Consider the following 12,262-nt stretch of genomic DNA (forward strand, 5'->3'; position numbering starts at 1 on the left):
GGGAAAGCTCAATGAAAAGTATTATCACTTACAAATAAATGAATCCGAGCTGAATATCGAGCTCAGTGGGACTCCTCTTTGGTGTCGCTCTTGTGCTCGGCCAGCCGCTCGGTGACGGCATAGATGAGGGCGGCGGTGGAGAAGGCGAGAAAGACGATCACCGACCACTTCATCTCGGTCTGGTTCATGGTGCCCTCTTCGAGAAAGGCCTTGAGCACTTCGATGCCGGCGATGGTCACCAGCGAGTTGATGACGATGAGCTTTAATGACGCGAAGTTGATGTGATAGAGCCAGTTGTCGCCCAGTGAAGCGCGCTCCTGCGGACTCTTGATAAATTGCACGTAACCGCACAGGGCCACCAGGATCAACATCTGGGCCACCAGCACAAAATCCACCAGGGTCAGCACGCCGATCAGCAGATCCAGAAAGGGGAGGGTGACGATGTTGACGCACAGCTCAAAGAGCTTGATGCCGAACTTGACCATCAGCAGGGCCACGCACAGCAGCATGGAGAGGTAAAAGGGGAACATCATCAGGCGGCTGCCGTTAAGGATGAGGTTGAAGCGACGCATGGGGACTCTCTTTGTGTGACGACATGAGGTGGCGGCGGGCCGCACTCGATGGGCGGTGGTGCGGCGCTGGGCCGTTTACCAGTATACGCATTTGGCTATCATGAGTATCCTGTCCGGCGCCTTGCCGCCACATCGCCTCGAGAGGAAACATGAACGCACAAGATTTGTGGGAGTTGACGCCGGAGCAGTTCAACGAATGGCGCCGTCAGCACGACTACCCGGTGATCTGGGGCTTGCTCGAGAGCTCGCTGCCCTATTTCTCCGATTGGCTCTCCCAGCAGCAGCTTGAGAAAGAGATCATCTTCCGGCTGGGGATCGCCCGCTTCATCAGCGCCACCGATCCGCTGAGCCTGTGTCTTTACAAGAGCGACGATCGCTGGCGCTTGCACGGCACGGGCTCGACCATGCTGGCCTCCTTGCGTAAAAGCGGCCTCATCGCCAGCGAGCGCACCTTTCTGCCCTATCTGCTCTGGTTTCGTGGTCAACATGGTGACAAGGCCGCCAACCAGATCCGCCAGCTGCTGACCATTACCACCAACGGGCGCGGTGAGGCGCTGGTGCTCGGCCAGCACCCCTTGCTCAATATCGGCGGCGTCGAGCTGAGCGAGCCGGTGGTGTCGGGGCGACTGCTCGATTTTACCTCCATGGACGATCTGGTGCTGCGCGGCGCCATCAACAATTCGCCCATCTATCTCTGGCACTGCTCGGCCAAGGGGACGCAGATCCATGGCGGCGTGTCGGGGCTCGATTTTTTCGACACCTTCTTGTGGGATCATCGCAACGGCTCGCAAAAACGTGAGTTGGCCCTGATCGATGGTATCTTTCAAGATTGCCGTTTCGAGTGCAGGGACTTGCGTTTTCACTCTTCGCGCGCGGTGCTCAAGTACTTCGAGGTGTATGGGGAGTTTTTTGACGCGACACTCGAGCACACCAGCTTGGAGGAGATCGCCATCCAGTACCGCCCCCATGGCAAGCCCAACTACAGCGATGCCAGCCGCTATTACCGCAATGCCAAGCGGCTGCTCTCAAGCGTCGGCAACGTGGTGGAGGCAGGGGAGTATTACTACCTGGAGAAGCAGTGCGAAATGAAGGCTTATCGCACCCCCGGCGCCCTTTACAAGGAGACCTGGCTGCGTCAGAGCCTGCCCCGCAAGTGGCTGACCTCAAGCTACTGCTGGCTGCGCTATCTGGCCAAACTGACCAGCTATGTCACCTGGGGCTTTGGCGAGCGACCGGAGCGCAGCCTGTTTATCTCGCTGGGCGTGATCTTGGCGGCGACTCTGGCCTATTTTGCCTCCCCCTCATCGACCACCTATCTGCATGCGGGGCGCTCGCTCTATTTCAGCATCGTCACCTTTGTCACCCTGGGGTATGGCGACATCTCCCAGACATCGACCTGGCTCGAGCTATTGTCGGCCTGTGAAGCCTTAAGCGGCATGGTGCTGATGGGGCTGTTTCTGGCGGGCTTTGCCTCCAAGACCAAGCAGTATTGAGGCTGGCGCGGACGCCGCCTGGCGCGTCGGGCAAGACGCACGGCGCTGACATGGTGGAGATAACAACGGGAGCCTTGGCTCCCGTTTTTTATTCCTCGTCTGCGTCTGTCTTGCAGGGGGCCGGTGGCCAGCCGCCGAGCGCCTTCCAGCGGTTGACGATGTGGCAGAACAGCTCGGTGGTGCGATCCGTGTCATACAGGGCCGAGTGCGCCTCTTTATTGTCGAAGGGGATGCGGGCGCTCTGGCACGCCTTGGCCAGCACGGTCTGACCCAGCGCCAACCCGGAGAGGGCGGCGGTGTCGAAGGTGGCGAAGGGGTGGAATGGATTGCGCTTGAGCCCGGCGCGCTCGGCTGCGGCCATCACGAAGCCATGATCAAAGGTGGCGTTGTGGGCCACCACGATGGCGCGGCCACAGTCACTCTCCTTCATGCCTTTGCGGATCCCCTTGAAGATCTCGGTCAGCGCCTCTTTCTCGCTGACTGCGCCGCGCAGGGGATTGAACGGATCGATGCCGGTGAAATCGAGCGCCGCCTTCTCGAGGTTGGCCCCCTCGAAGGGTTCAACGTGGAAGTGAAACATCTGATCCGGCAGCAACCAGCCGTCGGCATCCATCTTGAGGGTGCAAGCGGCAATCTCCAGCAGGGCATCGGTACGGGCATTGAAACCGGCGGTCTCCACGTCGATGACGACGGGATAGAAGCCGCGAAAGCGTCCCTTGAGGGTGTGAACTGGCTCGGTCATGGGATCTCAGCTGGCAGAAAACGAGGCGGCATTATGGCAAAAACGGCGCAGCTTGTCGCGCCGGATAGCCGGCAGAGAAAGGCTAAAGAAGTGACCGGTGGCGCCGATACAGCGTGAGGAACGGCAGTGGGAGCGCATCAGGTGAAATACGCGGGTTGGTTGATAGTGCTGGCGGCAGGGCCGCTACAGGCCGGGGTGACCGAATTCGGTGCCGGTCTGGATCAATCCGTCTGGCGCCTCACCTCGGATACCCAGGTGGAGTGCCGCCTTGAGCACCCGATCCCGAGCTGGGGCACCGGCATGTTCGTGGCCCGCGCGGGCAATCGCATCAACCTCGATTTCGAGCTGCATGGCCAGCGCCCTCAGGCGCGCACCCAGGCGGTGACGCTGGGCTCCATGCCGCCAACATGGCGCCCAGGGGTGGCCGGGCGTGAGATAGCCCAGCTGCGCTTTTATCAGCAGTTCAACGGCCTGGTTAACGGCCAGACGGCATGGACCATGCTCGATGAGCTGGAGGGGGGGCGCATGCCGACCTTCCAGTACCGCGACTGGTATCGCCAGGACAGGGCGGTGCGGGTCTCCCTCTCCTCGGTCAACTTCCGGGTCAAGTACCAGGCCTTCATGGATTGCATGAGCAGCCTGCTGCCCTACAGCTTTAGTGACATCGCGTTTAGCATGCTCACTTATGAGAAGAACAGCGATCGCCTCTCGGCGGCCTCGCGCCGCCGTCTCGCCATGATTGGCGATTACCTCAAGGCCGATCCCAGCATCGATGTGGTGGTCATCAATGCCTACAGCGATAGCTATGGGGGACGCTGGACCAACCAGAAGTTATCGGAAAAGCGGGCTGAGGCGATCAAGACCTTCTTTACCGGTCTGGGGCTGGAGCCGGGCAAGATAGCGGTGGAGGGGCATGGCGAGAAGCAGCATGTGGCCTCGAATGACACGGAGAAGGGGCGCGCCAAGAACCGCCGAGTGGTCATCTCCCTCGATCGCAGCAGCAACATCTGATCCCCTCTCTCCCCTGTTTTTGCCTCCTCTGTCCAATCTGTCATCTCTTTCTGCTACTATATCGCCTCCGGGGCGCTTGCCGCGTCGGTGCCGTCAGGCACCCATGCGGTTCGCCTCTTACTCAATAGGTAGATCATGAGTTTTGTTGACGGTCTTTTTATGCTGGCGTTGCTGATCATCGGCAGCGTGTTCTTCTCCCTTTCTGAAATATCCCTTGCGGCTTCACGCAAGATCAAATTGCAGGTCATGGCCGATGAGGGCCACCGCAACGCCCAGAAGGTGTTGGATCTGCAAGCCCAGCCGGGTAACTTTTTCACCGTGGTGCAGATTGGTCTCAACACAGTGGCTATTTTGGCCGGTGTGCTGGGCGAGTCGGCCCTCAATCCTGCCTTTCGCGAACTGGTCTTCGAGTTTTACCAAGGGCCCTGGCTCGGCGAGCTGAGCTCGATACTCTCGTTCGTGTTCGTGACCGGCAGCTTCATCCTGATCGCGGATCTGATGCCCAAGCGGCTGGCGATGAGCTTCCCCGAGCAGATCGCGGTGCGCATCGTCAAGCCGATGATCTTCATGGTGGTGCTGCTGCGCCCCCTGGTGTGGATCTTCAACGGGGTTGCCAACTCCCTGTTCAAGCTGCTGCACATCTCCACCGTGCGCAACGATGAGATCACCTCGGACGACATCTTCGCCCTGGTCGATGCAGGGGCCGAGGCCGGTGTGTTGCAGCGCGAGGAGCAGCAGCTCATCGAGAATGTGTTTGAGCTGCAATCTCTTTCGGTGACTTCGGCCATGACGGCGCGCGAGAGCCTCATCTACTTCACCCTGCAAGAGAGTGAAGAGAGCATCAAGGCCAAGATTGCCGAGCATCCCCATAACAAGTTCCTGGTGTGTGACAAGAACCTCGACAGCATCAAGGGGGTGGTGGATGCCAAGGAGCTGCTGATCCGCGTCATCAACAACAAGAGCATCGAGTTCAAGGGTGACTCCCTGGTGCATAACGTGCTGATCATCCCCGACACCCTGACCCTGTATGAGGCGATGGAGTACTTCAAGAACCATCGTGGTGACTTTGCCGTGGTGATGAACGAGTACGCCCTGGTGGTCGGGATCGTCACCATGAACGATCTGATGAGCACCGTCATGGGCGAGTGGGCGACCCACGTGGTGGAGGAGCAGATAGTCCAGCGTGACGATCACTCCTGGCTGGTCGATGGGGTCACCCCGATTTCGGACGTGATGCGCTCGTTTGACATCGAGGAGTTCCCCGATTCCCAAAATTACGAAACCATCGCCGGTTTCATCATGTTTATGCTGCGCAAGATCCCGAAGCGAACCGACTCGGTGACCTATGCCGGCTACAAGTTTGAAGTGGTGGACATCGACAGCTACAAGGTGGATCAGCTGTTGGTGACCCGGGTTGAACCTCTCTCCCCCGCCAGTAACGGGGAGCAAGGAGAACAAGAGTAAATGCACGTCACGCTCTCCAAAGGGCAGCGCCTGCTGCTTATCGCCACCGGCCTGCTCGTCACCGCTTGCAGCCAGAAACCGGCCACGGCGCCGGCCAAACCTGTCGCCAAGGCCGAGCCGGCGCCGGTCGTCAGTCGCCCCGACCCCAATGCCAAGGTGCAAACCGAGGCGGTGGAGCGCTTTAGCTTCGACGAGCAATATCAGGGGCCGGCAGAGGGCTCGCTGGCGTCGGCCAAGGCCCTGTTTGCCCGCGGCTATGTAGACTCGGCGCTGCGTGAGACCATGCTGGGGGCGGTACACAACGACTACCCCATGCTGGGGCTGCGCGATGTGCGCCTGACCGACCCGGTGGCGCGCTTTCTCACCTCGGGGCGTGCCATCAGCACCGCCCAGCAATACCTGCGAACTGGCCTCGAGGCCCGGATGGGCGCCATGAGCGACGCCCGTTTCCAGCAGATCTGGCAGAGCCTGCCGCAACATGGCCAGGTGCGGCACTGGAGTGCGCGCATCAAGCAGGTCATGGCGGGTCGCTGATCCGACAGGGGGCTGCGGCCCCCTTCGTTATTTAGGTCGCCGGACTCCACAGCCGGCTATAAACTCGGGTAGAATGCGCGCCCTTGGCTCTACTGGAGAGGAAGAGAATGTCAATTAACTGGTTCCCGGGTCACATGCACAAGGCGAGAAAAGAGATCGCCGAGGTGATGCCGCAGGTGGATGTCATCATCGAGATGATCGATGCGCGCATCCCCTTCTCCAGCGAAAACCCGCTCGTGCCTGAGCTGCGCGGTGATACGCCGGTGATCAAGGTGCTCAACAAGGCTGATCTGGCCGATCCGGCCATCACGGCCCTGTGGGTCGCCCATCTGGAGCAGCAAAAGGGGATCCGCGCCCTGCCGCTGACCCAGCAAAAGCCCGAAGAGATCAAGAGCCTGCTGAGCCTGTGCCACGAGATGCTGCCGGAGCGGGAGAAGGCGGTGCGCGGGGTGCGCGCCATGATCATGGGGATCCCCAACGTCGGCAAGTCGACCCTCATCAATACCCTGGCTGGGCGCATTATCGCCAAGACAGGTAACGAGGCGGGGGTGACCAAGTCCCAGCAGCGCATCAAGCTCGATGGCAACATCATCCTGACCGATACCCCGGGGTTTCTCTGGCCCAAGCTGAGCCCGGCGTCCTGTGGTTATCGTCTGGCCGTCACGGGTGCCATCAAAGATACCGTGATCGATTATGCCGACATCGCCCTGTTTGCCGCCGAATACCTGCTCAAGGCCTATCCGGAGCGGTTGATGGAGCGCTACCAGCTGAGCGCATTGCCGGCCAACGACATCGAGCTGATGGATGCCATCGCCGAGCGCCGTGGCTGCATGCGCAAGGGTGGGGTATCGGATCTGCACAAGGTGTCGGAGATCCTGATCCACGAGCTGCGTCTGGGCCAACTTGGCCCGCTGACCCTGGAGACCCCCGAGATGGTGAGCCAGGAGCTGGTCGAGGCCAAAGAGGAGGAGGCGCGCAAGGCCAAGGAGAAGGCCGATCGCGATAAGGCGCGCCAGGCCAAGGCCCGCAAGCGCTACGGCAAATAACATCAGCACCAGAGGCGGCCTGCGGGCCGCCTTTTTCATAGGCGCGAGGGGGCAAACCGGGTCAGCGCTTCTTCGAACAGTCCCGCATGCAGCGCAATCAGTGGCTGCCAATCACGGCGGTAGCCGCCACCGGGTACGGCTGCGATGGGAATGCCGTGACGAGCGGCCTCGCCGAGCACCCAGCGATCGCGCAGGCGCACGCCTTGGCTGCTGACCGCCAGGTGGCCCAGCTCGTCATCCACATGAATGTCGACCCCTGCCTGATAGAGGATGAGATCCGGGGAGTAGAGGCGCAGCGCCATGGCCAGTGCCTGCTCCAGCGTCTCAAGATAGGCCTCGTCCCCGGTGCCGTCTGGCAGGGGGAAATCGAGATGGGAGGGGGGCTTGCGGCTGGGAAAGTTGCGCTCGGCGTGCAGCGAGAGGGTGATGATATCGCGGCGCCCCGAGCACAGGGCGGCAGAGCCATCCCCTTGGTGCACATCGAGATCGCAGATGAGCACCCGATCGATGCCAGGGTGGGCCAGCACCTGCTCGGCCGCTAACACCAGATCGTTGAACAGGCAAAAGCCGCTGCCCATCGCTCGGTGGGCGTGGTGGTAGCCGCCGGAGATCTGCATGGTGCAGCCGTACTTAAGTGCCGCTTCGGCCGCCGCGACCGTGGCCCCCACCGAGTAGAGGGTTCGCTGGATCAATGCCGGGCTCCAGGGAAAGCCGATGCGCCGCAGCGCGGCCGCAGGCAGGCTACCGGTGAGGGCGCCCTCCACGTAGGCGGGATCATGAACGCGGCGAAGCAGCGCCGGGTCGACAACCCTGGCTTGGCAAAAATCGAGGGGCAGTGACTGGAGCCGGTCAAAGAGGGCCTGATATTTGGCCAGCGGAAAGCGGTGGCCGGGCGGCAGCGAGAGCGCCGAATAGAGCGGATGGTAGAAAACCGGGAAGCACATGATAGAGAAGGGGGAGCGCCAGCTCCCCCTGTTCATCATTTATTGCTGCTGCTGGATGATCCAGATCTGGAACGCCTTGCGGGTCTCCGCGTCAGCCTTGTTGTACCACTCCTGCAGCTGGGTGAGCGCTTCCGGGCTGGATTGAGCCTTGGTCGGCGCCACTTGCAGCGGCTCGTTGTTGCTGGCTGCCATCACGGCCGCGGTCGGCACGGCGACGGTCTTGGGCTGGTTGAATGCCTTGCCCATGGCCAGCAGCTCTTGCTGGTAGTCGCGGGTCAGCTGGAAGCCTTCCACCTTGGGCATGACGAAGCGATCGCTCTGGATCTGTTGGCCGCTGACCTTGTCCTTGAGCTGCACGTCTTGCACCTTGGTGAACTCGCGCGCTTCGCTTTCACTGCGCGGCTTTTTATAGTCGAGGGTCAGCTTCTGCCCATTGCAGGATTCAAAGTTGAACACCAGCGGCTCAGCGGTGACCAGTTTGGTCTCGTTACGGGTGGAGTAGTTCCCCTCGAAGGAGACCACCAACTGGTGCTTGCCGTCTTGCAGGCGGACGTTGTGGCTCTTCTCGAGCAGTTTGGCGTTGACACCATGGCCGTCGAGCAGCTGAAGCACATAAGGCGGCATCACCTCCAGGGTGGCGTCGGCAAGCGCTACATTACCCCAGACCATGCCCGCCAGGGCCGGCAACAGAACCGTCAGTTTCATCATATCTCCTTGAAGCATCGGCGAGAGCACCGAAAAACCGTGTGGCATTTTTACAGGTTTACCGCGAGCCAGCAAGAACTCGTAGGGTGGTCGGTGCTGTGACTTATTCGATACGGCGGCGAAACGGGGGCAGGGCGTCGAGCAGTGGCTTGCCGTAACGTTTGGTGACGATGCGCCGATCCAAAATGGTGACGCGTCCGGCATCGGCCTCCTTACGAATGAGGCGGCCGCAGGCCTGGATCAGCTTGCGGGAGGCCTCCGGTACGGTCACTTGCAAGAAGGGGTTGCCGCCGCGTTTTTCGATCCACTCGGCGGTGGCCTCCTCCACCGGTGAAGTGGGGACGGCAAAGGGCAGCTTGGTGATGATGAGGTTGGTGAGGTAGTGACCGGGCAAGTCCAGCCCTTCTGAAAAGCTGCCGGTACCGAGCAGCACGCTGGGGGTGCTGCCATCGCAGCGCTGGCGGTGCAGGGTGAGCAGAGCGCTGCGTGACGCCTCCCCCTGCACCAGCAGCGTCAGGCCATGGGCGCGCAGCCCTTCGGCCACCTCATTCATCTGGCGGTAAGAGGAGAACAGCACCAGGCTGGCCTGCTGATCCGCCAGCAGGCCCGGCAGCCGCTCGATCAGCTCTTGGGTGAACTGGGGGTCATTGGGCTCGCAGCGCATCTTGGGCAGGTAGAGTTCGGCCTTGTCGTAATCAAAGGGCGAGCGCAGGCGCAGGTAGCGGGTGCCATCGTGGGGCTTGAGCCCGGCCTGGTGGCGGAAGTAATCGAAGTTGGAGAGGGCGGTCAGGGTCGCCGACACCAGCACGGCGCCGAGGCACTTAGACCAGAGCCACTCTTCGAGCAGGTACCCCACTTCAATCGGCGAGGCGTGCACCAGCACATCCTGGCCATCCTCGGTGCGGCTGAGCCAGCGGGCCAGCGGGGTCTTGCCCGGCGCCACCTCGCGGCTCATCAGCTCCCACAACTGGTTGAAGTTCTCCAGCCGTTGCAGGAAAAAGCCCGCCTCGGCCAGCAGCGGCTCGGCGTCTCGGCGCTTGAGATCCCCCTCGCGCAGCGCCTCGGCCACGCCACCTTGCAGCCGGTCGAGGGCGCGCAGCGCCTGTTTGCTGCTCTCTCTTAAGTTGAGCGCCAGCAAGGGGAGCGGCTCGGGAAGATCCCCATCGGGGAAGCGGTGCTGGCGCTCGCTGCCAAAGAGCTGCGGGTGTTGGCCTATCCACTGCTCGGCGGCCTTGAGATCGGGCAAGATGGCGGCCAGGGCGTCTTGCAACTTGAGCTGGGCATCGAGCAGGCTTTCGCCCGGCAGGGCGCGCCCTATCTTGCCGGCGCTCTGGGCCAGCTTTTCCAGCCAGCGGCGCGAGCCGCCCAGATGAATGAAGGCAGCCCCGTGATCGCGCGCCACCGTCGGCAGGTGGTGGGCTTCGTCGAGCACGTAGAAGCACTCGTCCGGCGGCGGCAATATGATGCCGCCCCCCATGGTGAGATCCGACAGTAGCAGGGCGTGGTTGACCACCAGCACATCGCTCTCATCCATCTTGTCGCGGGCCCGGTGAAACGGGCAGTGCTGGTGGTGGGTCAGCGCCTTGTTGCAGGTGTGGCGGTCGGCGGCGATCCGCTCCCAGGCCATATCCTTGATGGGGGAGGGCCAGTTATCCCGATCGCCATCCCATTTGCCAGCGGTGTAGTGATCCCACAGCTTCTTATAAAGGCTCTTGTCATCCTCGCTCGGCCGGGTGGTCGAGAGCTGCTCGAAGGCAAATTCCAGATTGCTGCCCCCATCGCCCATGGCCGCCTGCTCCAGCAGGTGCTCGCAGCAGTAACGCTGACGCCCCTTGACCAGCATGAAACGAAACGGGACGGCGCTGTGGCGCAGGAAGAAGGGGAGATCCTTGTGGATGAGCTGCTCTTGCAGCGCCACGGTGGCGGTGGAGATGATCAGCTTCTTTTGCTGCAACCGGGCCAGCGGGATGGCGCCCTGAGCATAGGAGAGGGATTTGCCGATCCCGGTGCCGGCTTCGGCGACCAGGATGCGTCGTGAACGCTCATAGTCACCGCTCAGGGTCTTGGCAATTTCGGCCACCAGGAAGTTTTGCTCCCGGCGCGGTACAAAGCCCGGCAGCGCCTCGGCAAGCTGTCGATAGGTGGTGCGAATGGCGTCTTTGAGGCGGTCTGAGAGCATACGGGCAGCCGGTTTTAGCAAGCGGTGCAACAGAATACCCAACATGGGGGAAGGGTGCGACCCCATTCGCCCCGAGAGGGGCTCGATGTTGTCGTGGGAGGAATCTGTCGCAGGGGCGCGGCGTACTATAAGGAAGGGGACGCCAAGGCTCATTTGAACAGCAGTTTTAATCGAAAAACGTTTTATTCACCGGATTTTATGCAATGAGATCTGGCTCACGTTTTGGCGCGTATGACTATCGATACAACAAAAAGTTCCAAGTTTTTTTATTGCGGATTGGCAACCCCGATGCTAGTCTCGCCAGCATAGTAACGCATAGAACGTTACTAACACAGGGAATAACAAAGACTTAGTGTTTAATTACAGTAGGCATTGGAAACTATGAAAAAGACAATTCTGGCTATCGCCATCCCGGCACTGTTCGCTTCTGCTGCCAACGCTGCCGTGATCTATGACAAGGACGGCACCACTTTTGACGTATACGGTCGTGTGCACGCCCAGTATTACGGTGAGTACGACTCCTACGACGCCAACACCGATACCTCCACCAAGAACGACGGTGAGCTGAAGACTTACGCTCGTCTGGGTTGGTCCGGTCGTATGGCGCTGGACAGCATCTGGTCCGGTATCGCTAAGACCGAGTGGCAGATCGCTTCCGAAAACTCCTACGATGCCGATGCTCGCGAAGTGAAGGCTCGTCACATCTACGCCGGTTTTGACGGCTCCCAGTACGGTCAAGTCCTGTTCGGTCAAACCGAAACTGCCTTCTACAACGCCACCGTTGCTAAGACCGATATCTTCGAAGACTACGGCGATCTGGCCAACGTCTACGACGGTCGTCAAGAAGGTCAGGCCATCTATAAGGGCCAGTGGGGCGGTTTTGGCTTCCAGACCGGTTACATCACCAACAACGGCAGCTACGACTCCAACTACACCGGTTGGTCCGCTGTTGAAGGTCACATGGACAAGGGTTACACCGTTGGTGCTACCTATGACTTCGACTTCGGTCTGGGTCTGGCCGCCGGTTACGAAACCAAGAGCTTCGAAGACGGTGACAAGTCCAAGCTGGGCATCACTACCGAAGTGGGCACCTTCACTCAGACCAACCTGACCGACAAGGATGACTGGGCCCTGGCTGCCAGCTATACCTACGCCGGTTTCTACTTCGCTGGTCTGTACAACGAGTCCAAGTTCAAGTTCGACGGTTTCAACGATGTTAAGGTTCGTGGCTATGAACTGGCTGCCTCCTACAACGTAGACGCCTGGACCCTGCTGGCCGGTTACAACCGTTCCGAAGCCAAGATCAAGAACGTCTCCAGCTACGAAGACACCACCAACCACGGTGTGCTGGGTGTTCAGTACGCTTTCAACACCAAGCTGAAGGCTTACACCGAGTACAAGATCCAAGGTCTGGATCACCAAGACGACGAGTGGACCGCTGGTATGCAGTACAACTTCTAATCGAAGTTGTCCAAGCGAGACACAAGACCGGGGCGCAAGCCCCGGTTTTCTTTTTGGCGCCGCTGACCTATCGGCTCGCTCGCTTGCCGCCATCGCCCACGCCGGTTTGGC

The 12,262-nt window shown here is 60.6% G+C and carries 11 protein-coding genes; 6 read left to right on the forward strand and 5 right to left on the reverse strand.

The genetic code is table 11. The features are described 5' to 3' along the window. Positions 1-62: 62 nt before the first annotated feature. Positions 63-572, reverse strand: a complete 510-nt coding sequence (locus BN1134_RS07340; RefSeq protein ID WP_042046278.1) for a YqhA family protein — start codon at positions 570-572, stop codon at positions 63-65. A 149-nt stretch (positions 573-721) separates the two neighbouring features. Between BN1134_RS07340 and BN1134_RS07345 the strand changes: the two genes are divergently transcribed. Beyond that, the gene (locus tag BN1134_RS07345) at positions 722-2,065 is read left to right on the forward strand and encodes a potassium channel family protein (protein WP_042046280.1); all 1,344 of its coding nucleotides are present in this window, start codon (positions 722-724) and stop codon (positions 2,063-2,065) included. An 88-nt stretch (positions 2,066-2,153) separates the two neighbouring features. Here the strand turns inward: BN1134_RS07345 and rnt are convergent, their stop codons facing one another. Beyond that, positions 2,154-2,807: a ribonuclease T gene (gene rnt, locus BN1134_RS07350; protein ID WP_042046281.1), complete on the reverse strand. Its 654-nt coding sequence runs from the start codon at positions 2,805-2,807 to the stop codon at positions 2,154-2,156. Between the two features lie 141 nt (positions 2,808-2,948). Between rnt and BN1134_RS07355 the strand changes: the two genes are divergently transcribed. The 4 genes from BN1134_RS07355 to ylqF all read left to right on the forward strand — a co-directional run bounded on the left by BN1134_RS07355 (position 2,949) and on the right by ylqF (position 6,862). After that, a complete protein-coding gene (locus tag BN1134_RS07355) occupies positions 2,949-3,818 on the forward strand; it encodes a flagellar protein MotY (RefSeq protein ID WP_042046344.1) in 870 nt (289 codons plus the stop codon). A 135-nt stretch (positions 3,819-3,953) separates the two neighbouring features. After that, positions 3,954-5,282 carry a polyamine export protein PaeA gene (gene paeA / locus BN1134_RS07360; RefSeq protein ID WP_042046282.1) on the forward strand — a complete coding sequence of 443 codons (1,329 nt, stop codon included), beginning with the start codon at positions 3,954-3,956 and terminating at the stop codon, positions 5,280-5,282. Then, positions 5,283-5,816, forward strand: a complete 534-nt coding sequence (locus BN1134_RS07365) for a hypothetical protein (protein WP_042046283.1) — start codon at positions 5,283-5,285, stop codon at positions 5,814-5,816. It abuts the gene before it with no gap. 107 nt (positions 5,817-5,923) lie between these two features. Then, on the forward strand, positions 5,924-6,862 hold the full coding sequence (gene ylqF, locus BN1134_RS07370) for a ribosome biogenesis GTPase YlqF (RefSeq protein ID WP_042046284.1): 939 nt from the start codon (positions 5,924-5,926) through the stop codon (positions 6,860-6,862). A gap of 35 nt (positions 6,863-6,897) precedes the next feature. On the opposite strand, the gene BN1134_RS07375 is transcribed toward ylqF, so the two are convergent. The 3 genes from BN1134_RS07375 to dinG all read right to left on the reverse strand — a co-directional run bounded on the left by BN1134_RS07375 (position 6,898) and on the right by dinG (position 10,690). Continuing rightward, complete coding sequence (locus tag BN1134_RS07375; RefSeq protein ID WP_042046285.1) at positions 6,898-7,806, reverse strand: histone deacetylase family protein; 909 nt, start codon at positions 7,804-7,806, stop codon at positions 6,898-6,900. Positions 7,807-7,845: 39 nt separating this feature from the next. Continuing rightward, positions 7,846-8,511: a YccT family protein gene (locus tag BN1134_RS07380; protein ID WP_042046287.1), complete on the reverse strand. Its 666-nt coding sequence runs from the start codon at positions 8,509-8,511 to the stop codon at positions 7,846-7,848. 103 nt (positions 8,512-8,614) lie between these two features. Next, on the reverse strand, positions 8,615-10,690 hold the full coding sequence (dinG, locus tag BN1134_RS07385; RefSeq protein ID WP_042046289.1) for an ATP-dependent DNA helicase DinG: 2,076 nt from the start codon (positions 10,688-10,690) through the stop codon (positions 8,615-8,617). A 381-nt stretch (positions 10,691-11,071) separates the two neighbouring features. Between dinG and BN1134_RS07390 the strand changes: the two genes are divergently transcribed. Then, positions 11,072-12,151: a porin gene (locus BN1134_RS07390; protein WP_042046290.1), complete on the forward strand. Its 1,080-nt coding sequence runs from the start codon at positions 11,072-11,074 to the stop codon at positions 12,149-12,151. Positions 12,152-12,262 lie beyond the last annotated feature (111 nt).

Source organism: Aeromonas simiae, from assembly GCF_000820125.1.
In the GTDB taxonomy this organism is placed as follows: Bacteria; Pseudomonadota; Gammaproteobacteria; order Enterobacterales; family Aeromonadaceae; genus Aeromonas; species Aeromonas simiae.